At 69.7% G+C, this 21,775-nt stretch carries 18 protein-coding genes; 7 read left to right on the forward strand and 11 right to left on the reverse strand.

Going from position 1 to position 21,775, the window contains the following annotated elements; translation table 11 throughout:
• The first annotated feature begins 15 nt into the window (after positions 1–15).
• On the forward strand, positions 16–912 hold the full coding sequence (gene ccmI / locus HHAL_RS06945) for a c-type cytochrome biogenesis protein CcmI (protein ID WP_011814161.1): 897 nt from the start codon (positions 16–18) through the stop codon (positions 910–912).
• A 53-nt stretch (positions 913–965) separates the two neighbouring features.
• On the opposite strand, the gene HHAL_RS06950 is transcribed toward ccmI, so the two are convergent.
• Positions 966–1,418, reverse strand: coding sequence for a hypothetical protein (locus tag HHAL_RS06950; protein ID WP_011814162.1), 453 nt, complete (start codon positions 1,416–1,418; stop codon positions 966–968).
• Between the two features lie 156 nt (positions 1,419–1,574).
• Between HHAL_RS06950 and HHAL_RS06955 the strand changes: the two genes are divergently transcribed.
• Together HHAL_RS06955 and HHAL_RS06960 are read left to right on the forward strand one after the other, a co-directional pair.
• Complete coding sequence (locus tag HHAL_RS06955) at positions 1,575–3,185, forward strand: ammonia-forming cytochrome c nitrite reductase subunit c552 (RefSeq protein ID WP_011814163.1); 1,611 nt, start codon at positions 1,575–1,577, stop codon at positions 3,183–3,185.
• A 22-nt stretch (positions 3,186–3,207) separates the two neighbouring features.
• Positions 3,208–3,663, forward strand: coding sequence for a NapC/NirT family cytochrome c (locus HHAL_RS06960; RefSeq protein WP_011814164.1), 456 nt, complete (start codon positions 3,208–3,210; stop codon positions 3,661–3,663).
• 63 nt (positions 3,664–3,726) lie between these two features.
• Here the strand turns inward: HHAL_RS06960 and HHAL_RS06965 are convergent, their stop codons facing one another.
• Genes HHAL_RS06965 through HHAL_RS06975 form a run of 3 tightly spaced genes read right to left on the reverse strand, consistent with a single transcriptional unit; the run spans position 3,727 to position 6,728 of the window.
• The gene (locus tag HHAL_RS06965; protein WP_011814165.1) at positions 3,727–5,817 is read right to left on the reverse strand and encodes a S9 family peptidase; all 2,091 of its coding nucleotides are present in this window, start codon (positions 5,815–5,817) and stop codon (positions 3,727–3,729) included.
• 1 nt (position 5,818) lies between these two features.
• Positions 5,819–6,277 (reverse strand): PaaI family thioesterase, encoded by a 459-nt coding sequence (locus HHAL_RS06970; protein ID WP_011814166.1) that lies wholly within the window; start codon positions 6,275–6,277, stop codon positions 5,819–5,821.
• Positions 6,270–6,728 (reverse strand): PaaI family thioesterase, encoded by a 459-nt coding sequence (locus tag HHAL_RS06975; RefSeq protein ID WP_011814167.1) that lies wholly within the window; start codon positions 6,726–6,728, stop codon positions 6,270–6,272. Before HHAL_RS06975 ends, HHAL_RS06970 begins: the two co-directional genes overlap by 8 nt.
• A gap of 283 nt (positions 6,729–7,011) precedes the next feature.
• Between HHAL_RS06975 and HHAL_RS06980 the strand changes: the two genes are divergently transcribed.
• The 3 genes from HHAL_RS06980 (at position 7,012) to HHAL_RS06990 (ending at position 9,852) form a co-directional block, all read left to right on the forward strand.
• Positions 7,012–8,364: an OmpP1/FadL family transporter gene (locus HHAL_RS06980; RefSeq protein ID WP_011814168.1), complete on the forward strand. Its 1,353-nt coding sequence runs from the start codon at positions 7,012–7,014 to the stop codon at positions 8,362–8,364.
• Positions 8,365–8,451: 87 nt separating this feature from the next.
• The gene (gene msrA / locus HHAL_RS06985; RefSeq protein ID WP_011814169.1) at positions 8,452–8,994 is read left to right on the forward strand and encodes a peptide-methionine (S)-S-oxide reductase MsrA; all 543 of its coding nucleotides are present in this window, start codon (positions 8,452–8,454) and stop codon (positions 8,992–8,994) included.
• Between the two features lie 60 nt (positions 8,995–9,054).
• Positions 9,055–9,852, forward strand: a complete 798-nt coding sequence (locus HHAL_RS06990) for a response regulator transcription factor (protein ID WP_011814170.1) — start codon at positions 9,055–9,057, stop codon at positions 9,850–9,852.
• Here the strand turns inward: HHAL_RS06990 and HHAL_RS06995 are convergent.
• From HHAL_RS06995 to HHAL_RS07010, 4 genes are all read right to left on the reverse strand, one after another.
• On the reverse strand, positions 9,849–10,937 hold the full coding sequence (locus tag HHAL_RS06995; protein ID WP_011814171.1) for an SO_0444 family Cu/Zn efflux transporter: 1,089 nt from the start codon (positions 10,935–10,937) through the stop codon (positions 9,849–9,851). The genes HHAL_RS06990 and HHAL_RS06995 overlap by 4 nt on opposite strands.
• A gap of 88 nt (positions 10,938–11,025) precedes the next feature.
• Entirely contained in the window at positions 11,026–11,622 is a 597-nt protein-coding gene (locus HHAL_RS07000; RefSeq protein ID WP_011814172.1) for a methyltransferase domain-containing protein, read from the reverse strand.
• Between the two features lie 6 nt (positions 11,623–11,628).
• The gene (locus tag HHAL_RS07005; protein ID WP_011814173.1) at positions 11,629–13,203 is read right to left on the reverse strand and encodes a BCCT family transporter; all 1,575 of its coding nucleotides are present in this window, start codon (positions 13,201–13,203) and stop codon (positions 11,629–11,631) included.
• A gap of 20 nt (positions 13,204–13,223) precedes the next feature.
• Complete coding sequence (locus tag HHAL_RS07010; RefSeq protein ID WP_011814174.1) at positions 13,224–13,787, reverse strand: hypothetical protein; 564 nt, start codon at positions 13,785–13,787, stop codon at positions 13,224–13,226.
• A gap of 114 nt (positions 13,788–13,901) precedes the next feature.
• On the opposite strand from HHAL_RS07010, the gene HHAL_RS07015 reads away from it, so the two are divergent.
• On the forward strand, positions 13,902–15,191 hold the full coding sequence (locus HHAL_RS07015; protein ID WP_011814175.1) for a hypothetical protein: 1,290 nt from the start codon (positions 13,902–13,904) through the stop codon (positions 15,189–15,191).
• Here the strand turns inward: HHAL_RS07015 and HHAL_RS07020 are convergent.
• The 3 genes from HHAL_RS07020 to HHAL_RS07030 are packed head-to-tail and all read right to left on the reverse strand — an operon-like array spanning position 15,177 to position 21,751.
• A complete protein-coding gene (locus HHAL_RS07020; RefSeq protein ID WP_011814176.1) occupies positions 15,177–17,270 on the reverse strand; it encodes a tRNA(Met) cytidine acetyltransferase TmcA in 2,094 nt (697 codons plus the stop codon). The genes HHAL_RS07015 and HHAL_RS07020 overlap by 15 nt on opposite strands.
• Entirely contained in the window at positions 17,267–21,205 is a 3,939-nt protein-coding gene (gene hrpA, locus HHAL_RS07025; RefSeq protein WP_011814177.1) for an ATP-dependent RNA helicase HrpA, read from the reverse strand. Before hrpA ends, HHAL_RS07020 begins: the two co-directional genes overlap by 4 nt.
• Before the next feature lie 9 nt (positions 21,206–21,214).
• Complete coding sequence (locus HHAL_RS07030) at positions 21,215–21,751, reverse strand: metallophosphoesterase family protein (RefSeq protein WP_011814178.1); 537 nt, start codon at positions 21,749–21,751, stop codon at positions 21,215–21,217.
• Positions 21,752–21,775 lie beyond the last annotated feature (24 nt).

A 21,775-nucleotide genomic window follows, 5' to 3' on the forward strand; every position in this document is an offset into this window, starting at 1 on the left:
CCCAAGGGGGAATCGATGAGTGGAGCCTTCGTCGGGGCCATTGTGGTCCTCTGCATCATCGCCTTGATCTTCGTGCTCTTCCCGCTGCTGCGGGATGTGGCACAGACGCGGACGCAATCCCGCCGCCAGATCAACGCGGCGATCCACCGGGACCGCATCCGCGAGCTCGACCAAGACCTGGATAACGGCACGCTGAGCCGGGCGCAGTACGATGCGGCCATCGCCGACCTGGACCGGGATCTGGTCCAGAGCGGGGCCATCGACAGCGAGGAGGATCAGGCCGGTTATATGCCCCGGGCCCGCCGCGGCGTGGTCGCCGCGGCGGCCACGCTAAGCGCGGTGGCGGTGCCGGTGCTGGCCCTGTCCATGTACCACTCCCTGGGCGACGAGCGTGCCTTCACCCAGGCCGGCACGCCCACCACGCCGGATCGCCAGCAGCAGGGCGAGGCCCCGGGGCAGCCACAGCAGCACGATCCGGACGAGATCGAGGCCATGGCGCAGCAACTGCGCGAGCGCCTGGAACAGAGCCCCGACGATCCGACCGGGTGGGTGCTCTACGGCCGCACCATGATCTACCTGGAGAACCTGGACGAGGCCGAGAACGCCTTCCGGCGGGCCCTGGACCTGGGGGCCGACGACGACCCGAGCCTGCTCGCCGAGTACGCCGATATCCTGGCGGCCACCACCGGCAATCTCCAGGGCGAACCCATGGAGTATCTGGAACGGGCGCTGGAGATCGATCCGGGCCATGTCCGGGCATTGTGGCTGGCCGGAACGGCGGCCTACAACCAGGCGGACTACGATCAGGCGCGCTCCTACTGGGAGGATCTCTTGGAGGTCGTGCCGCCGGAGTCCCAAGAGGCCCAGGCCATCCAGTCGAACCTGCGACAGCTCCCCGAAGGCGAGGGCTGACGCCCTCCATCGGCAGGGTGCGGGGTCAACAACCCCGCACCCTGCGCCGGCGGTCAGCCGCCGCCGACCTCCGCTGCCATATCACGAATCTCCGCCGCATCCCGCGGGGGCGCCAGGGCATCCTGGAACTCGCCCTGGGCATCGAAGAACATCAGCACGCCGGCGGTGCTCACCCCGTACTGATCGGCGAACGCCTGCCCTTCCGGCGTGCCCAGATCGGCGACAATGAACGACACCCCGGCGCGCTCCACCTCACCGAGTCCGTCCAGCTGATCCATGATCCCCATGCTCGTCGGATTGGCGGTCTCGTGGGTCAGTACCCCGACCGGCTCCCCTTGCCCGATGCGGCTCAGATCGGTACTGAAGCCCCCGCCGGGCAGGCTCTGCCAGATCAGGCCCGCCGCTCCGAAGAGCACCCCCACCGCCAGTAGCCAACTGGCCCAGCGCGGCAGATTCTTCGGCCGCTGCTTCTTCCCGCCGGGCGGGCCCTGCCGGGTTTCGGCCATGTCTCTCCTCCCCTGCTCTGCGATGGATGATCGGTCTGCACCAACGTTCAAGGCTGCCGCCGGGCACGCGGACATGCAAGGTTCTGTATTGGACGGCCGTAAACATTGAGCACTACGATGACAGTGATCGGCTCGGTCTACCGAGGAGTGGGAACAATGGGCGAGCGCACACGTCAACTGAGGGCAGCCGTACTGGGTTTCACCCTGATCGGGATCATCGTCGGTCTCGCTTCCACCGCTGCTTACGATGGGGCGGACGGCGCCACCGCCGACGAGGAGACCGCCACGGATTCGCACGACGCCCCTGACACGGATACCTCCGCCGACGACATCGACGAGTGGAGCCTCGGCATCGGCAACAGCGCCTTCCGCCACCTGCCGCAGTACCGCTCCTACCAGAAGAACTGGGACGACACGGTGATGACCGAGTACGGCGGCTCCGTGCCCCACCACAAGCACGACGGCGAGAACCCTCTGCCCGAGGGCTACAAGCACGCCCAGCCGTACCTGAAGAACCTGTGGCTAGGCTACCCGTTCTCGTGGCACTACGAACGCGCCCGCGGGCACACCTACGCCGTCATCGACGTGACCACCACCGACCGGATCAACCGCTACAGCGAGGAAGCAGACCTGCCGGCGACCTGCTGGAACTGCAAGGGCAACTCCATGCCACAGCTGCTGGAGGCCAAGGGCGACGATTTCTGGTCCTCGAACTTCCACGACTACCGCAAGATCCACGATCCGGCGGACCACGCCATCGGCTGCACCAACTGCCACGATCCCAACGACGACATGCGGCTGAGGATCACCAGCGTGCCGCTGAAGGCGTACCTCGATCGTCAGGGCAAGGACTGGCGCAACAAGTCTACCCAGGAGATGCGCTCCCTGGTCTGCGCCCAATGCCACGTCGAGTACTACTTCGAGGACGGCGATCACGGCGTGGCCGCCAAGCCGCACCTACCGTGGGACGAGGGCCTGGACCCGGGCGACATGTTCGAGTTCAAGGAGGACGGCGATCCGGAGCGCGACGGCTTCAAGGGGCAGTTCGTCGACTGGGTGCACCCGGTCTCCGAGACGCCGATGATCAAGGTCCAGCACCCGGAGTTCGAGATGTATCAGGGCAGCGTCCACGCCGAGGCGGACGTCGCCTGCGCTGACTGCCATATGCCCCGGGTCAGCAAAGGGCGCGCCGACATCACCTCGCACCACCTGACCTCGCCCTTGAGCAGCGAGGAGATGATCGAGAAGGCGTGCCAGAGCTGTCATGAGGACCAATCCCCGAGCTGGCTGCGCGAGCGCACCGAATACCACCAGGAGCGGGTCTGGCGGCAGCTGAACATCGCCCAGGAGAAGTCCGTCCGCGCCCACGAGGCCGTGCGCCTGGCCCGGGAGCTGGACGATGAACAGGTGGACGGCGCTCTGCTCGACGAAGCCCGGCAGTTGATCCGCCGTGGCCAGTGGCACTGGGACTACGTCTCGGCCGAGAACAGCGCCGGCGCCCACAACCCGAGCAAGGCCCTCGACACCCTGGCCTCGTCCCAGCAGTACAGCGACCGCGCCGTGGAGCTGGCCCTGCGTGCCAGCGACTACGCCATTGCCCCGGATCTCTTCGCCGCCCCCATCGAGGAGCTGGTACCGCCGATCATGGAGCACAGCCGGGCGCTCCAGATGGACGAGGAGCACCTCGCCTCGCACCCGTGGCTCGAGTACCTGGAACCGCTCCCGGAGGCGGAAAAGATCTGGGAAGGCAACGAGCGTCTGCGCTGACACCACGCGGAGGACCCCACGGATGAGACGCCTCGGCTCCCTCGGCATCTTCGCGCTGCTGCTGGTGGTGGTGGCGATTCTGATGGGCGGCGGCTACGGCGCCCATCAGCTGACCATCAACAACCACTTCTGCGCCGCCTGCCACGCCTACGAGAAGACCTCCTGGGATCAGAGCGAGCACCGGCAGGTGGACTGTATCGAGTGCCACACCAAGGGCTTCGCTTACGACAAGCTCCAGGGGACGCGCAAGGTCTGGCTCACGGTCACCGGACAGATCAACCCCCACAACGATCCCCTGCCGCGCTACCCCGAGGACACCACCGAGAACTGCGTCGACTGCCACATCACCGACGCCATCGCCGAGGAGCAGCCGTTCTTCATCGCCCGACACAACCGCTACATGGAACACGCCGCCACCTGTATGGCGTGCCACGACTCCGGCCACGACCGGCAGCTCCAGCGGATGAAGCGGCCCTAGCCGGCTCGTCCCGTCACCGGATGATCTCTCCGGCGGCGGGCCGGGCCCTGCGCGGCGGGCCGATCAGCCCACGGCCCGGCCGAAGACCCAGAGCACGAAGGCAAAGCGCAAGGCCGCCTCCTCCAGGTAGTCGAAGCGACCGCCCGGCCCGGCGTGGCCGGCGCTCATGTTGGTCTGCAGCAGCAGCGGGTTGTCGTCGGTCTTCAGGGCACGCAGACGGGCCACCCACTTGGCCGGCTCCCAGTAGGTCACCCGCGGATCCGAGACCCCGGCGGTGGCCAGGATGGGCGGATAGGCCTGCGCCTGGATGTTCTCGTAGGGCGAGTAGCCGAGGATGGTATGGAAAGCCCGCTCGTCCTCGATGGGGTTGCCCCACTCCGGCCACTCCGGCGGGGTGAGCGGCAGGCTCGGGTCGCTCATGGTGTTGAGCACATCCACAAAGGGCACATCCGCCACCGCGGCCCCGAAGAGCTCCGGGCGCTGATTGAGCACGGCGCCGACGAGCATGCCGCCGGCCGAGCCGCCGTGGACCACCACCCGCCCGGCCCCGGTGTAACCGGCGTCGATCAGGTGCTCGGCGCAGGCGATGTAGTCGCTGAAGGTATTCGGCTTGTGCTCGAGCTTGCCGGCGTCGTACCAGCGGTAGCCGCGTTCCTTGCCGCCGCGCACGTGAGCAATGGCGAAGACGAAGCCGCGGTCGACCAGCGACAGTCGATGCGGCGAGAAGGCCGCCGGCTGGCTGATGCCGTAGGCACCGTAGCCGTTGAGCCACAGCGGGGTATCCGGGCCCGGCTGCAGATCCGCGCGGTGGACGAGCGAGATCGGCACCCGCTCACCATCCGGGGCCGTGGCCTCGATGCGGTGCGCCACGTAGGCGGCCGGATCGTGCCCGCTAGGGATCTCCTGCTCCTTGCGCAAGCTGCGCACCCGGGTCTCCATGTCGTAGTCGTAGACCCGGCCCGGCGTCGTCAACGACGAGTAGCTGAAGCGCAGGGTGGTGGTGTCGTACTCGAAGCCGCCCGAGATGCCCAGCGCGTAGGCCGCCTCGTCGAAGGCGACGCTGTGCTCGGCGCCGTCGCCCAGACGACGGACCACGATGCGCGGCAGCGCATCCTCGCTCTCCAGGCGCACCAGGTGCTCCCGGAACAGCAGCATATCGTGGATCAGCACCCCGGGGCGGTGGGGCACGACCTCTTCGAAATGCCCCGGTTCCGGGGCTTCCAGGGGCGCCTGGACGATGCGGAAGTCCTGCGCCTGCCGGTTGGTCAGGATCAGCCAGCGGTCGCCGCTGTCGCTGACTGCGTACTCCACCCCGCGCTCGCGGGGCATGAGGCAGCGAAAGCCGGCCGCCGGGTCGTCGGCCAGCGCAGCGTGGACCTCCGAGGTGGTGTGATCGTGGGTCTCAATGAGCACGTAGCGCCGGCTCTCGGTGCGGTCCAGGCCGACGAAGAACCCCGGATCAGTCTCCTCGTAGACCAGCGCGTCGCTGGCCGAATCGGTGCCAAGACAGTGGCGATAAACCCAGCGCGGCCGGTGCTCGTCATCGAGCACCGTATAGAGCAGGGTCTGGCCGTCGCCGGCCCAGACGAAGTCGCCGCGGGCCTGCTCCAGGGCATCCGGCAGATCGGCCCCACCGGCAAGATCCCGAAAGCGAATGGTGTACGCCTCGGCACCGCTGGTATCCACGGCGTAGGCCAGGTAGCGGTGGTCGTCGCTGTGCGCCCAGTCGCCGAGCTGGAAGTAAGCGTGCCCCTCGGCCAGGGCGTCGCCATCGAGCAGCACCTCCTCGGCCCCGCCCCCGCGAGGCCGACGGCAGGCCACCGGGTGCTGCCCGCCGGCGCGGAAGCGGACATAGTACTCGTAGGCGCCGTCGGGATCGGGGACCGAGGCGTCCTCCTCCTTGATCCGCCCGCGCAGCTCGGCGAAAAGCCGCTCACGCAGCCCGGCCACCGGCTGCAGCACCGCCTCGGTGTAGGCGTTCTCGGCCTCCAGGTGGGCACGGATGGACGACTGCAGCTGCTGCGGGTCGAGCATCGCCTCCCGCCAGTTCGGATCGCGCAACCAGGCGTAGGGGTCGGTGCGGCGCACCCCGAAGCGTTCGATCACCTCGGGGGTCTCGGCGGCCCGGGGCGGCTGCGGCGTCGACTCGGTCATATCAGTCGGTCCCCTCCGGCGGTGTCAGCAGGAAGTGCCCCCGCGCCGCAGCGATGGGACGCTTGGGATCCGACTGCCAGGCGCTGGCGTGGACGTTGGCCACGCGGCGCCCCTGACGTCGGATCTCCACGGCGGCGTAGGTAGTCTCCTGCGCCCCGCGGCGCAGGTAGTCGACGTGGAAGTTGATGATGCGCGGCAGATAGCAGCTCTGCCCCTCCCAGAGGATCTGCATGATCGCGCCGTGCTCCAGGAAGGCCCCCAGCAGCCCGCCGTGCAGCGAGCCGCTGCCCGGCCGGCCAATGAGATCGTCCCGGTACGGCAGGCGGATGCACAGGCCTTCGCCCTCGGGGCACGCCTCGAAGCGCATGCCGATCAAGCGGGCGTAGGGCACCAGGTCGGTGAGGCGTTCGTAATCGCCGGCGGCACGGGCGGCGCGAACCTGTTCCAGCAGTTCAGCCACGCCCCACCCCCTCGCGCAGGCGCATGAAGGCGCTCATGCTGGTAGCGAAGGGCTCCGCCGGGTCATCCTCGTAGGCGACGGCCCGGGCGAAGGCCACCTCGTTGGCCAGGCGGTAGCACTCGCAGCGGGCGTAGACATCCCGCCCCGGGGCCGCCGGCCGCAGGTGATCGACCCGCAGATCGAGGGTAACGATACGCTCCTCCGGGCCGGTGGCCATCAGCACGGCCGCCCCGCAGCTCTGATCGATCAAGGTGGTGATCACCCCGCCGTGGATGTGCCCGGTCTCGGGGTTGCCGATCAGCTCCGGGCGGTACGGCACCCGGGCGATCAGGTACTCGGCACCGAGTTCCACCAGCTCCAGGCCGATGAGGGCCCCGTGGGGCGAGCCCCGAAAGAGCCGCCGGGCGTGCTCGAGGCCGATCCCGGCAGCGTTGTCCGTCTCTGCGGTCATGTTCTGTCCCTTGGCTGCGGCGGCCTGCGCGGTGTGAGGCCGCCGTCACGTGGGTGGTGACGCCGCCCAGTCTACGAGCCCGCCGGCAGAGATCAAGCAACGCGCCGGGCGGCGCGGCGCACCGGGGTGCTGCAGGTGCACACAACCCGTTCGGCCAAGCTATTGATCCCGCAGCAAAGACCGGCCTACCGTTGAACCGCTGCCCGCCCCGGTGGGCGGCCGCGTGACCCGGAGGAACGGCTGACCACGACACAACAACAACACCCAGCGCCAGGAGGAAACCATGCGCCTGACACGCCGTGCCGTCTACTTCGCGCCCTGCCTGCTCGCCCTCGGCGGCATCGCCACCAGCGCCCACGGCGCCGCCTTCCAGCTCCAGGAGCAGAGCGCCTCGCTGCTCGCCAGCGCCTTCGCCGGGCGCAGCGCCGACGCCGGGGACATCAGCCACATGTTCTTCAACCCCGCCACCCTGGGGGTCCACGCCGGCCGCGGCCCCGAGGCCGAGCTGGTGCTGAGCTACATCGACCCGACCTTCGACTTTGAGGCAGACAGCGACCCTGGCTGGAGTGCGGTTGGCGGTGACACCGGCCAGCTGAGTGCCAGCGGCGGCGAGAGCGCCCTGGCCCCGGTCTTCTACGCCGGCTTCGACCTGGCCCCGGACCTGCGCGCCGGCCTCGGCATCAACGTCCCCTACGGCCTGGAGACCGACTACCCCGAGGACTGGGTGGGCCGCTACGACGCCGTCAACACCGATCTGGTCACCGTCGACATCAACCCGCAGCTCGGCTGGCGGTTGGACGAGCAGCTCGCCCTGGGCCTCGGGGTGTCGGCCCAGTACGCCGATGCGACGTTGTCCACAATGGCGCCGGAGACAGATTTTTCTACAACGCCTGCAACACCAACACCAACACCAACACCAGCTAACGACGGGAAACTCACCGTCGACGGCGACAGCTGGTCGTATAGCTTCAACCTGGGCGCCCACTACGCCGTCACCGAGGACACCCAACTCGGCGTCGCCTACCGCCACGGCCTCGGCCATACCCTCTCCGGCGAGGCGGAGTTAGTGGATGATGGGGGTGTCACCGTGGATGAGACCGGTGGCGAGGCGGATCTGGATATCCCGGCCAGCCTCAACCTCGGCGTCAGCCACCAGCTGGACCCGCAATGGACCCTGCTCGCCGACGCCACCTGGACCCAGTGGAGCGATTTCGAGGAGCTCGCCATTGAGTTCGATGACGGTATTGTCGGAATTCCTCAGGGACAAAATTCCTACGCAGTTACTGACGAGCAGGCCTACGAAGAATACGACTGGGACGACACCTGGTTCCTCTCCCTGGGCACCCGCTACGACGCCAGCGAGCAGTGGGACCTGCGGGCCGGCCTCGCCTACGACCAGACCCCCACCGGCGACAGCAACCGCACGCCGCGCATCCCCGACGAGGACCGCACCTGGCTGGCCGTCGGCGGTACCTGGTCCCCCGCCCAGGCCGATCAGCTCCGCGTCGACTTCGGCTACACCTACATCTGGCTCGACGACGCCGACATCGAGGTAGCCGAGGACTTCGGTGGCGTCACCGGCGAGTACGAGTCCAACGTCCAGGTCTTCACCACCTCGGCCAACTGGCGCTTCTAGGGGCGTCGCCGCCGGGCGCGGCCCCCCGCGCGTCCGGCGGCGGACGATGCCACAATGGCAGGGTGTTCACGGGCAGGAGGAGTGATCATGGCAGAGACCCGCGCGGCGACCTTCGGCGGCGGCTGCTTCTGGTGCATCGAGGGGGTCTTCCAGCGCCTAAGGGGCGTGGAGGCCGTCGTCTCCGGCTACGCCGGCGGCGAGGTCGAGGCCCCCACCTACCGCCAGGTCTGCACCGGCACCACGGGCCACGCCGAGGTGGTGCAGGTGCGCTTCGACCCCGAGCAGATCAGCTACCGTGAGCTGCTCGAGGTCTTCTTCACCATCCACGACCCCACGCAGCGCAACCGGCAGGGGCCGGATGTGGGCAGCCAGTACCGCTCCATCATTCTCTACACCGACGAGGAGCAGCGGCGCACCGCCGTCGAGGTGATCGGCGAGATCGACGCCGCCGGCGAACTGCCGGCACCGGTGGTCACCGAGGTGGAGCCCCTCTACACCTTCTATCCCGCCGAGCCAGAGCACCAGCGCTACTACGACGGCGCCCCGGAGGCGCCCTACTGCCGGGCGATGATCGCGCCGAAGATCGCCCGCGCCCGGGAGCGCTACCCGGACCGGTTCGCCGAAGGCTAGCCGCAACCGCCGCCCTGGCGCATACTGCCAGCGGTCGGAATCATTGCAAGGAGCCAGGGTATGACCCCGACCATCACCGTCTCCGAGCTCGCCGTGCTGCTGGTGGAGCCCTCGGACGTGCAGCGCCGCATCCTCGCCGAGAGCCTGCGCGAGGCCGGCATTCACCACCTGGAGGCGACCGCCTCGCTGGCCGAGGCCCGCGAACGCTTCCGGGCCATGCGGCCGGATCTGGTGATCAGCGCCATGTACCTGCCCGACGGCACCGCCGAGGACTTCCTGCTGGAGCTGCGCAACGACCCGGCCACGGCCGATCAGCCCTTCATGCTGGTCTCCAGCGTGCGCGACCGCCAGCAGCTAGAGACCCTGCGCCAATCCGGGGTCATGGCCATCCTGCCCAAACCGTTCTCCGCCGAGGACTTGGACCGGGCGGTGCGCGCCAGCGTCGATCTGCTCAGCGAGCAGGAGTTCGAACTCGACCACGTGGACATCACCACCCTGCGCTTCCTGCTGGTGGACGACAGCCGCATGGCCCGCAGCTACCTGCGCCGGGTCTTCGAGACCCTGGGCGCGGATCACTTCGTCGAGGCCAGCAATGGCCGGGAGGCGGTGGAGGCGCTGCACCGATCGAGCTTCGATCTGATCGTCACCGACTACAACATGCCGGAGATGGACGGCGCCGAGCTGGCCCGCTACGTCCGCCAGCAGCCGGAGTTCCTCCACCTGCCCATCCTCATGATCAGCTCGACGCCGGATCAGGCCAGCCTGGCGGGGGTCGCCCAGGCCGGGGTGGACACCATCTGCGACAAGCCCTTCGAGCCCGAGACAGCCCGCCAGACGCTGCTGCGCCTGTTCAGCTAGGCGCGGGCGCTTCGCCCACCGCGCGCCACGAACCAGGCCCAGTGGGCGGCGCGCCAGACCGCCCGCCGAGCCGGGGCGAAGATCAGCGTGAGCATGACGCCGGCGGCGGTGCGCTCGATCCAGTCCGGCCACACCTCCCGGGCTGCCCCGACCATCGCCGTCGGCTCCAGCCCGCCCAGCGACACCACCCCGTCGATCAGCAGGCCTACGGCCAGGGCCGCGGCGACAATGCTCCCCAGGTAGGCGGTCACCGCGGCAGTTCCCAGTTCGCGCCGCAGAACCAGCAGCGTGGCCAGACTAGTGACCGGTCCGGCGATGAGGAAGACCAGCACCGCCCCGGGGGAGACCCCAGCGATCAGCATCGCCGCAGCCACCGGTGTGGCCGCCGTGGCGCAGATGTACAGCGGGATTCCCACCAGGGCCAGCACGGCCATGGCCAACAGGCCGCTGCCCCAGGTGGCCAGCGATCCCGGGGGAACGAAGGTGAGCATCAGCCCGGCCAGGATCAGGCCGATGACCACCCAGGTGCCGATGTCGTCGATGAGTTCGAGCATCACCCGGCCCATGCGGCGGAGCGGGCCGCCCTTGGCAGCACTCTCCTCGGCCGCCGCGCCCCCGTCACAACCCGCGTCGCAGCAGCCGTCGCGCTGGCTCGCCGGCCCCACCGGCCCCGGCGCAACCCGCTCCACGGCCAGCCCGGTGGCGATGGCCGTAGCCACGGCGCCGACCACCCGAGAGCCCGCCATGAACGGGCCCATCAGCACCCAGGTCAGCACCACGGAGTCGATGCCGATCCCCGGCGTACCCACCAGGAAGGCCGTCGACGCCCCCCGCGACGCTCCGTTGCGGTGGAGGGAAAGCGCGGTGGGGATGGCACCGCAGGAGCAGAGCGGCAGCGGGGCACCGATCACCGCCGCCCGGGACACCGCACCGATGCCCTGCCCGCCCAGCCACTGCCGGAGCCGGTCCGTGGGAACCAATACCTGGACGACCGCCCCCAGGGCCAGGCCGATTAGCAGCCACGGCGCCACGGCCACGGTGATGTCGAGGATGTTGGTGCCGGCTTCGATGGCGGTCGCGATCATGGGGCTGCCCCCGGTTGGTCCGGCCCCTATGGTGCCCGCGTCGGCTGGATTTTCGAAGGGGGATCGGCGGTATCGGGACGGCCGGCGATCAACGCCGCAGCAGCCGCACCGCCTCCTCCCAGCGGCCGCTGGGGTGGGGCCACTGGCGCGGCGGCTCGGCCGGCCACTGCCAGCGCTCGCTGTCGAACAGCGTCGCCATCTCGGGGAGGGCACAGTGGAAGGGTGGGCCACCGGAGGCCCCAGTCTGCATGAACAGCGCCAGTAGCACCCCACCGGGGCGCAACCAGCCGTACAGGCGTTGCTCGTAGGCCGGCCAGTCGGCCGGATCCAGGGCACACAGGCAGGTCTGCTCGTAGACGGCGTCGAAGGGGGTGTCCGGTTGCCAGGCCAGCAGATCGGCCTGGACCACCCGGGCCTCCACCCCGGCCGCGTCCAGGCCGTCGCGTAGTTGCTGACAGGCCTCGGCGGCGATATCCACCGCCGTGACCTTATAGCCGCGCCGGGCCAGGGCCTCGACCTCGTAGCCCCGCCCGGCCCCGGGGACCAGGACGCGCCGGCCGGGGATCACCCCAGCCGACAGCCAGGCCTCCAGGGTGGGGCTTACCCCGCCCCGGTCCCAGCCGGTGCGCCCTTCCCGCCAGCGCGCCTCCCAGGGCGCGCGACGGGGGTCCGGGTCACCGCTCACAACCGCTCACAGATGCGGTGCCGCCGGCGGCCCCTGCCCCGGCTGCCAGGAGAGCTGCATACGCCGCTTCTCCTCCTGCAGCCCGCGGATCAGGGCGTAGCACATCAGCAGCATCAGCAGCGAGAACGGCAACGCCGCGACGATGGCCGCCGCCTGCAGGGCAACCAAGCCACCAGCCACCAGCAGTACCGCGGCCACGCAGCCTTCGGCCACGCCCCAGAAGGCCCGCTGGTAGGTCGGCGGCTCGGTGTTGCCGACAGACAGCAGCATGGTCACCACCAGCGTCGCCGAGTCCGACGAGGTGATGAAGTAGGTGGCGATGAGGACCGTGGCGATCGCCGCAAAGATGGTGGCAATCACCCCGGGGGCCACCGCTTCGATGGTGTAGTAAAGGGCGATGGTCTCATCCTCGGACACCGCCTCGACCAGCCCCCCGGCACCGAAGAGCTCCTGGTACAGGCCGGTGCCACCGAAGACGGTCAGCCAGCCCAGGGCGAGCAGGGTCGGCACCAGCAGCACGCCGCCCAGAAACTCGCGGATGGTGCGACCGCGGGAGATGCGGGCGATGAACATACCCACGAAGGGGGCCCAGGCGATCCACCAGCCCCAATAGAAGGCCGTCCACGAGAGCTGCCAGTCGCCGGCCTCACGGGCCCCGCTGGCGTCGGTCCAGAAGCTGAGGTAGACCACGTTCTGCAGGTAGTCGCCGATGCCCTGGACGAAGCTCGAGAGCAGATAAAGGGTCGGCCCGAAGCTCAGGAAGAAGAGCAGGATCACGGCGCTGAGGATCAGGTTCAGCTGCGAGAGGACCTTCACGCCCCGCCCCACGCCGGAGATCACCGAACCCACGGCAATCAGGGTGACCACGGCGACGATCAGCAGCTGGTTGGTGACACTGAGCTCAAGCCCGGTGAGTTCGTTGAGGCCGGTGTTGATCTGGATTGCACCGAACCCCAGGGAGGTGGCCACGCCGAAGATGGTGCCGAAGACCGCCAGGACGTCCGCCGCGTGGCCGATCGGGCCGTAGATGCGGTTGCCGATGAGCGGATAGAGCGCCGAACGGATGGCCAGCGGCAGCTTCTTGCGGTAGCAGAAGAAGGCCAGCGAAAGCGCCACGATGGCGTAGATGGCCCACGGGTGCATACCCCAGTGGAAGTAGGTCAGGCGCATGGCCGAGTCAGCCGCGGCGGCCGTCTCACCCTCGTCGATGAAGGGGTTGCCCTGGAAGTGCCAGACCGGCTCGGCGATGCTCCAGAACAACAGGCCGATGCCCATACCGGCACCGAAGAGCATGGAGAACCAGGCGAAGTAACTGAACTCCGGTGGCCGGTCGTCGTCCCCAAGCTTGAGGTCACCGAAGCGGCTGAACATCAGGAACAGCGCGAAGAGCAGGAAGAACGCGACGACCCCGATGTAGTACCACTTGAAGGTCTCGATGACCCAGCCGCTGATGCCCTCGAAGACCGTCTCGGCGTATTCCGGATCCCAGGCACCGAAGATGAGGAAAGCGAGCACGATCAGCGTGGCCGTGCCCGTCAACGGAATATTCAGCCCTTTCAGCGGGCCTTTCTGTGCACGCACGATTCGCCCCCCCTGGTGCTCTAGAAGTACTCTTCGCCGACGTGATCGCCGTAGCCACCCACGGCCCGGTAGACCACATCACCGCGGGAACTTTCGCGGTGGTCGACCAGTGAGACGGTGGGCTGGCGGTTCACGGCGGTCCGCTGCCCGAGATAGATGCACACCGGGACGCCGATGTTCGTCGTCCCCACGGTGATCCACAGGCGATTGAAGCCGAAGCCACCGCCGACGAAATCGAGCTGCGTCAGTGCATTGTCGAAACCGCCGACGAAGTAGTTGCGCTGCTCGCGGCTCGCGAAGACGTGGACCCGGATATAGGCGTGGATGAGCTCGTTCACCAGCTCCGGAAGCCGGAACTCCCCGGTGATCTCGGCACCCTCGTGGTGCTCGGCGAAGGGGTCAACGTGGACGGTCAGATCTTCAGGCTGCGGGTCGAATCGCGGCAGGTAGCGGACGTAGGCCGAGGTGTCGGCCAGGGTGTACCGAACCCGAACGATGCGCATCTGCTCGACGATCTCGCTGATGCTCAGCGCCCGCGGGTCGGAATGTTCCTCGGTGTTCACGTTTTGCTCGTACTCGCTCATGGAGCCTCCGTGATGTGATAACCCGGTGATGGTAATGCAAATACCGTCGCTCACCCAACCCGGGGGGTTCTCTCCCCGTCCGGCGGCACATTGCCGACGCCGGAAACCCGCTCTATGATCGGGGCCATGGCGCTGACCGGCATCAGTATCGTAGCCACTGTCTTGGCACTGCTCATCTGGGCGGTGGCCGCTTCCTACGAACGCCAGGCCGAGGGCCTCAACGCCCAGGTGGCGCGGGACGTTAAGTACTGGCAGCGCGGCGCCGCCATCTTCTTCATCATCAGCCTGCTCCCTAGTCTGATCAGCCGTCCTGCCCCCGATCTACCCCGGGCAGTGTACGAAACCCTCAGCGGGCTGGCACCGGTCTTCCTGTTGTTCGGGCTGCTCTGCTTCGGCGCCGCACTGAGCAAGCTCATCCCCGCCTGGCGCCGGCACCGCGAGGCGCGCGAGCGGGAGCAGCGCCGCCGGCAGGTCGCCGCCCGCGGCGGGCCTTACCCGGAACTCTCCGCGGCGCTGGCCGACAGCATCCGTCAATGCCTGCCCGAACTCGAGGTGGCCACCGACCAGCACTCCCCAGAAGGTCATCACGCCAGCCTGGTGATCGAGTCGCCGATGGAGCAGCAGCGCTACGTCATCTACGCCCTGCCCCGGGAGCACCTGCACCTGGATGGCGGCCGCGGCGTGAACCCCAATGCGGTGCGACGAGCCTGCGAGACCGCAGCGGCCTTCTCGGGCCGCCCCATCCTCTGGGCCCCCATGCCCAGCCACGGCACCCCCCAGGGCTACGCGGCGGAGGGCAGCTCGGAACTGCGGCCCTACATCGTCGAGGGCAAGGACATCCACCTGGCCGAGACCGTGAAGAAGTTCGATCTCGCGGCCCGCTCGGAGCGCCGCCGGCGCGAGACCCGTGAGGCCGCCCGCGCTGCCAGCGAGGGGGACCCTCGGCACCACATCCCCATCCGCAGTGAGACCTCCTCGGACCGCGGTCGACGCCAGCACGATCGGGAGAGCTGGGAACGCTTCAACCTGCTCGCCCCGCGGCATCCGCACATCGTCGAGGAGGTCGAGCGGCGCACCCGGGAGCTGTGCGATCGCTGCCTGATGCAGATTCCCGAGGGCAACGGCGAGGTGGTGGTCACCGACCACGACCACATTTGCAAGAACGACGCCTCGGTGCGGATCGCCCTCAATGAGGGCAATGAGACCCTGACCCAGCACATGCCCGACTGCGGCCAGTGCCACTACGAGACCCCGGAACTCTACGAGGAGTGCCTAAGCCGACTGACCCTGGTCCATTCGGGCCGCTGCCCCGCGAACCCGGACGACCCCGAGGAGATCGAGCGCCAGCAGGAGTACGAGCAGCGGGCGCGCATGGAGGCCCTCGGCCGGTCATTCCGGGAGTGAATCGGCCACCGCCTGGCGCAGCGCCGCGAGCGCCGGGCGCCGCCCCGGGACTCCCAGACGCTGCGCCGTATCCGCCCACGGGCGGTGCTGCAGGACCTTGCCGATGAAGGCCGCCTCGCAATGCGCCATGCGCCCGCGCGACCCGTGCGGATCCATCAGCACCACCTCGGCCAGGACCCACAACGCCGGCAGGGCTGCTGCGTAGCCGCGCAGGCTGTGGGCAAACCCGACCAGCTCCTGCCGCTGCCAATCGCTCAGCACCGGCGGCTCGGCACCCTGCGCCGCACGCAGCACCGCCAGCACGACCTGCGGCTCCATACGCGCCAGGGGCTCCCCGAGGAGCGCGGGGGCTCCGGCACCCAACCGGAATCCGGCCTGGCGCACCCAGGCAACCCCCTGCTCATCCAGCCCCCGCGCCATCAACGCCGAGTGCTCGCCGCTGGCGGCGTCCCGCCGGGCTCCCACCGCCACGGCGTGCATTCCGCAGGCCCGCCAGAAGCCGATCAGCCCCGGGGTCGCCCCGAAGCTGGTCCCTACCAGGGCACAGCCGGCCCCGCGGGCCCGCTCGGTCACCGCAGCCACCAGTGCGGCACCGATGCCGTGCCCCCGTCGCCGCGGATGCACGGCGATGCGCTGGATGCGCAAGGCACGGCCGGTGGGGGCCATTTCGATCCCGGCGTGGGTGGCCAGCGCCTGCGGCAACAAGTGGCCATGGGGGCGACGCCGCTCCGCCCACACTTCGTGGGCCGTTTCCGGGTCCAGCCCGCCCTCCTCAGCGGCCACCACCACCCCGACCACCGCACCCGCCTCCTCCGCCAGGAAGAGGTGGCGGCGCGGACCATCGAGGAGCTGATGGAGGTCGAAGGGGCGGGTGCGGTAGTGGGCGGCCACCAGCAACCCGAAGGCCTGACGCAGCCGGCGCTCCTCCTGCGCCAGCGCATCCTGCGTGACGGGGACGATCTCCGCCGCTGAGCCGCCGCCGTCCTCCAGGGTGGCCGGCTCCGCGTCCAGACAGAGGACCCGCCCCAACCACGCCTCCAGCGGGTCGTTGCGATCCCAACGGATCGGCGCCTCAAGACGGACCGCCTGCCAGCCGGGTGTCTCGGCATCGAGGATGGCCCGGAAGCGCAGATCGAAGCCGCGACCGCTGCCCTCGTAGCCGTGCACGGTGGTGGCGAACGCGATCCGCCCGGCGTGCTCGAGCAACTGGGCAAGGAGATCCACGGGCAGCCCCGCGGCCTCGTCCACCGCCAGCAGATCGCCGCTCTCCGGGCGTTCGCGCAGCGCCTCCGGTTCGCGATAGACCACCTCGGCACCGTGGCAGCGCAGCCGCCGACGCTCGACCCGCTCCCCGCCGCAACGCTCGGCCGCGTGGTCGAGCAGACCCTCGGCGGCGTGGATCGTCGGCGCTGTGACCACCACCCGCTGCACCCGCCGCTGACGCAGCAGTTCGCCCACGGCGATGCCCAGGGCCGCGGACTTGCCCCGGCCACGATCGGCGGTCAGCACCGCCGGGCGGCGGCGGTGGCCGGTCACTACGTGCATCACCGCCTCCACAGCGGTCTTTTGATCGGCACTGAGGCAGCCGTAGGCGTAGGCCCCGCCCGGCGCGGCCGGCGGCGTCGGCTCGAGTGCCGGCGGCGGCTGCTCCGGGGTCCAGAGGGTGACGCTCGGATCCTGCTCAAGCTCGGCCATCAGGCGCCGCAGAAAGCGCTGACCGGCCTCGTCCCGCCCATGTCCGGCCGGGATGAGCCGGCCGAGTAGCGGATCGGGGCGGGTCGGCCACTCGGCCCACGCCGGCGTCAGCAGGACCAGCAGGCCTCCACCGCGCAGCGAACCGGCCGCGGCGCCCAGGGCGTCGGCGTCGAGCCCGGCGTGGGCATCGTAGACCAGGATATCCACCGTGCGTCCGAGCACCCGGCGACCATCCCGCGCCGCCAGCCGGGTGACAGCCTCCGGCAGGCCCGCCGCCGGCGGTTCGCCGATCCAACAGATCCGGGCGTTATCGGGCAGCTGCCCGGCGGCCAGGTCGCGCCCCCACTGCGGCGGTCCAGCGAGCACCGCCGTGCGGCGGCTCACGCCACCTCCCGCCAGAGTTCCTGGAGGCGCTTTTCCGAGACCTTCTCCCGCGCACCCACGTCCTGGGCGAACAGCGAGATCCGGTACTCCTCCAGCATCCAGCGCAGTCGCTGCAGGACCGGATCCGGCACCCCGCGCTCGGCCCGGGCGGCCAGACGCTGGTGCACCCGCTCATGCCAGGGACGGATGGTGCGCAGCGGGGCGCGATCCTTGGCCGGGTCGAGTCTGAGTTTCTCGACCCGGCGCTCGAGGCCGCGCAGGTAGCGCGGCAACTCGTCGAGGCGCTGCGGGGGGAGGTCCTCCAGGAAGCCGGGGTAGACCAGGCTGTTCAGGTGCTCGTCGACATCCCGCAGGCTCTCGAGCAACGCCGGGCTGTTCAGCTGTTTCAGCGCCTTGCGCAGCGACTGGTAACGGGTCAGGACGTCGTCCAGGGCGGCGCACAGCGACTGGGCGCGCGGCACCAGTTCGCCACGCCCGACGGCCAGGCGGTCCTCGAAGGTGTCGGCATCCCGGGGCAGCCCGTCGGCGAGGAAACAGCGGTCGAAGACCGCCCGCAGCAGCGCGTCGCGCAGCTCGTCATCGCTGCCCAGACCGCGGTACTTCAACCGCAGGGCCTTGAGTTCATCGAGCTTGCGCAGCGCCCGCACCTGCTGCGGCAACGCCAGCATGAACAGCCGGCGCACCCCGGCGTGGGTCTGCGCCGCGGCGGGCTCGGCAGCATCGAGCAGGAGCCGCGTCACCGAGTCGCCGTCGTCCCGCAGCGCTGGGTACCCGTGGAAGCGGACACCGCCCTCTTCCAGTACCACCGATTCCGGCAGCGGCCCGAAGTCCCAGGTGGTGATGCCTTCGCGGTGCCACTCGGCACCGGGGCCGGCCCCGCTGCCACCGCCGGCGACGGCAAACTCCTCGCTGGCCGCCTCGCTCAGCCCCGCCTGCAGGACGAGCAGGTCACGCCCCTCCTGCAGGGTGTGGCCGTCGCGATCCACCACACGGAAGGCCATACGCAGGTGCTCCGGCAGATCCACGGCCTCCAGGGCACCCGGCGGCAGCTCCACCCCGGTGACACGCTGCAGGTGGCGGGCCACCGCGTCGGTCAGCGCCCCTTCGCGATGGGGCACGGCCTCGAGCACGGCGCGGGCGAAATCCGGCGCCGGCACAAAGTGCTTGCGCAGGGCCTTGGGCAATCCGCGGATCAGCGCGGTCACCTTCTCCTGCAGCAGCCCCGGCACCAGCCATTCGAAGGGCTCGGGCGGCAGCTGGTTGAGCGCCGCCACCGGGATCAGCGCGGTCACCCCATCCCGCTCGCTGCCCGGCTCCAGGTGGTACTCCAGGGCCACCTCCACCCCGGCCACCGTCAGCCGATCCGGGTACTGCTCCGCCGAGATGTCGTCCGTCTCCCGGCGCATCAGCGCCTCGCGGGTCATGTGCAGGCACTGGGGGTCGTCGCGTTCCGCCCGCCGCCGCCAGCGCTCAAAGGCCGGAGCGTCGCGGATGTGCGCCGGGAGGCGGGCGTCGTAGAAGGCCACCAGCTGCTCCTCGTCGACGAGCACGTCACGGCGCCGCGCCTTGGCCTCGAGGCGCTCCACCTCGTCGACCAGGGCCTGGTTGTGGGCCAGGAACGCGCCACGGGTGCGGATCTCGCCGGCGACCAGACCATCGCGCAGGAACAACCGCCGCGCCTCCTGCGGGTCGATGCGCCCGTAGTCGACCTTGCGTCCGGCGACCAGGGTCAGTCCGAACAGGCTCACCTGCTCTTCTGTAACGACGCGCCCGGCGCGCTTCTCCCAGCGCGGCTCACCGTAGCTGCGCGAGACCAGATGGCCGGCAAGCTGTTCCACCCACTCCGGGCGGATCTCGGCGACCGTGCGGGCGAAGAGGCGACTGGTCTCCATCAGCTCAGCGGCGACGATCCACTTCGGCCGGCGCCGTGCCAGCACGGAACCGGGGAAGATCTGCAGCTTGACGCCGCGTGCCCCCAGGTAGATGCGGTCCTCGTGGAGGGTGGCCACCTGGCTGAGCAGGCCGGTGAGCAGGGCCCGGTGGACCGCCTCGTAGGGGAACTCTGCCTCCGCGGTCCGGGCCGTAGGCGTGGCGTCCTGCGCCTCCCCGGCCCCGCTGCTGCGGAGGCGTTCCGCCTCCTTGAGCATCTCGGCGAACTGCCGTCGGATATCGGCCCACTCGCGCATGCGCTGCGGGGCCAGAAAATGCTCGCGGCACCACTGGGTGAGCTTGCGCCGGGAAAGGCCGCGGCGCTGCGCCTGGTAATCGTCCCAGAGTCGCAGCAGGGCGGCGAAATCGCTCTTCGGATCGTGCCACCGCGCGTGGGCCCGATCGGCGGCCTCCTGCGCCTCCATGGGCCGCTCGCGGGGATCCTGCACGGACAGTGCCGCAGCGATGATCAGGATCTCGCGCTGGACACCGGCCTCGCGGGCAGCGAGGAGCATGCGGCCGATGCGCGGGTCCGCCGGGATCCGCGCCAGACGGCGGCCCAGGTCCGTGAGTTCGCGACCTTCATCCACCGCCCCGAGCTCGAAGAGCAGGCGCAGGGCATCGTTGATATAGCGCCGCTCGGGGGGCTCGACGAAGGGGAAGCGCTCGATGTCGCCCAGACCCATGGCCTTCATCTGCAGGATGACGCCGGCGAGGTTGGTCCGCAGGATCTCCGGATCGGTGTAACGGGGCCGGCTCTCGTAATCCTCCTCACTGTAGAGGCGGATGCAGATACCCGGGGCCTCGCGGCCACACCGGCCGGCGCGCTGATCCGCGGAGGCCTGAGCAATCGGTTCCACCGGCAGACGGGAGACTTTCGTCCGGTGGCTGTAGCGGCTGATCCGGGCCCGCCCGGTATCCACCACGTAGCGGATCCCGGGGACGGTCAGGGACGTCTCCGCCACGTTGGTGGCGAGCACCACCCGCCGCCCCCCGGAGCCGGGGTGGAAGACCCGCTGCTGCTCGGCGCTGGAGAGTCGGGCGTAGAGCGGCAGGATCTCGGTACCCCGGGGCGGGTTCTTGCGCAGCGCCTCGGCGCACTCGCGGATCTCCCGCTCCCCGGAGAGGAAGACGAGCACGTCGCCACGGCCTTCCCGGGCGAGCTCGTGGACCGCCTCGGTCACCGCCTGGGGCTGCTCGACGCCTTCGCGCTCCTCATAAGGGCGATAGCGGATCTCCACCGGGTAGGTCCGCCCGGAGACCTCCCGCACCGGCGCTCCGTCGAAGTGCTCGGCGAAACGCTCCGGGTCGATGGTCGCCGAGGTGACGATGACCTTCAGATCCGGACGACGCGGCAGGAGGCGTTTCAGGTAGCCGAGGATGAAGTCGATGTTGAGGCTGCGTTCGTGGGCCTCATCGATGATCAGGGTGTCGTAGGCGTCCAGGTGTCGATCGGACTGGATCTCGGCCAGCAGCATGCCGTCGGTGAGCAGCTTGACCCGACTCTGCTCACCGACTTGGTCGGTAAAGCGGACCTTGTAGCCTACCGTCTCGCCGACCCGGGTTCCGGTCTCCTCGGCCAGCCGCTCGGCGAGCGCCCGGGCGGCGATGCGCCGGGGCTGCGTGTGGCCGATCAGCCCCCGGGTGCCGAGACCGAGTTCCATGCACATCTTGGGGAGCTGGGTCGACTTCCCGGAGCCGGTGGCCCCGCAGACCACCACCACCTGGTGCTCACGCAGCGCTTCGAGCAGCTCCTCGCGGCGCTGAACCACCGGCAGATCAGGGTCGTACTCGAGGGCGATCGCCTCACTCCGGCGCCGGGTAACCTCGGCCTCGGAGTCGGCCAGATCCTGCTCCAGGCGGGCCACTCCCCGGTCGAAGGGGCGACCCTGCCGGGCACAGCGCTCCAGCCCGGCCAGACGCCGACGCAGCGGCGGTCGCTGCGGGCCGAAGGCGCCCTCGATACGTTGGCGCAGCTCACGAAGCTGGCGCGGTACGCCACCCACGAGCGCTGACTACTCCTCGTTGCTGGTGATGGCCCGGTACTTGCGCGGCGGCAGCTGCACCACCTGGACGGACCAGCCATCTTCCTGACAGGTGAGGATGAGCATCGACGGCCCGTCTTTCACCCGCACACGGCCCGCCGCGCCCGGGTTGAGCACCCAGGGGTCGGCGGCGTCGTCGACGACCAGCTGGTGGCTGTGCCCGCAGGCGATGGCGCGCACCCGGGGGAACGCCGCACGCAGCCGCTCGTGACGCCGCGAGGCAGGCTCGTAGCCGTCCCCGTGGATAACCGCCAGCTCGCCCCCGGGCAGATCCAGCACCGAATGGGCCGGCAGCTGCTCCAGCATATGGGCCTCGTGGTCCGGCCACGTCTCCGGTCCGTCGACGTTGCCACGAACGGCGATCACCTCCTCCCGCGGCTGCATGGCGCAGAGCACGTCGGCCCCGCCCACATCGCCAGCGTGCACCGCCAGGTCACACTCGGCGATGTGGTCGGCGATGCGCGGGTCGAGGAAGCCGTGGGTATCGGCGATGATACCTACTCGCATGGAGACCCCTTCCCTGACGCAGGG

The sequence above is a fragment of the Halorhodospira halophila SL1 genome, assembly GCF_000015585.1.
GTDB lineage: Bacteria > Pseudomonadota > Gammaproteobacteria > Nitrococcales > Halorhodospiraceae > Halorhodospira > Halorhodospira halophila.

Excerpts from the sequence above, each read along its gene's own strand:
- ccmI (WP_011814161.1), top strand. The coding sequence starts at position 16 with ATGAGTGGAGCCTTCGTCGGGGCCATTGTGGTCCTCTGCATCATCGCC.
- HHAL_RS06950 (WP_011814162.1), bottom strand. The coding sequence starts at position 1,418 with ATGGCCGAAACCCGGCAGGGCCCGCCCGGCGGGAAGAAGCAGCGGCCG.
- HHAL_RS06955 (WP_011814163.1), top strand. The coding sequence starts at position 1,575 with ATGGGCGAGCGCACACGTCAACTGAGGGCAGCCGTACTGGGTTTCACC.
- HHAL_RS06960 (WP_011814164.1), top strand. The coding sequence starts at position 3,208 with ATGAGACGCCTCGGCTCCCTCGGCATCTTCGCGCTGCTGCTGGTGGTG.
- HHAL_RS06965 (WP_011814165.1), bottom strand. The coding sequence starts at position 5,817 with ATGACCGAGTCGACGCCGCAGCCGCCCCGGGCCGCCGAGACCCCCGAG.
- HHAL_RS06975 (WP_011814167.1), bottom strand. The coding sequence starts at position 6,728 with ATGACCGCAGAGACGGACAACGCTGCCGGGATCGGCCTCGAGCACGCC.
- HHAL_RS06980 (WP_011814168.1), top strand. The coding sequence starts at position 7,012 with ATGCGCCTGACACGCCGTGCCGTCTACTTCGCGCCCTGCCTGCTCGCC.
- msrA (WP_011814169.1), top strand. The coding sequence starts at position 8,452 with ATGGCAGAGACCCGCGCGGCGACCTTCGGCGGCGGCTGCTTCTGGTGC.
- HHAL_RS06990 (WP_011814170.1), top strand. The coding sequence starts at position 9,055 with ATGACCCCGACCATCACCGTCTCCGAGCTCGCCGTGCTGCTGGTGGAG.
- HHAL_RS06995 (WP_011814171.1), bottom strand. The coding sequence starts at position 10,937 with ATGATCGCGACCGCCATCGAAGCCGGCACCAACATCCTCGACATCACC.
- HHAL_RS07010 (WP_011814174.1), bottom strand. The coding sequence starts at position 13,787 with ATGAGCGAGTACGAGCAAAACGTGAACACCGAGGAACATTCCGACCCG.
- HHAL_RS07015 (WP_011814175.1), top strand. The coding sequence starts at position 13,902 with ATGATCGGGGCCATGGCGCTGACCGGCATCAGTATCGTAGCCACTGTC.
- HHAL_RS07030 (WP_011814178.1), bottom strand. The coding sequence starts at position 21,751 with ATGCGAGTAGGTATCATCGCCGATACCCACGGCTTCCTCGACCCGCGC.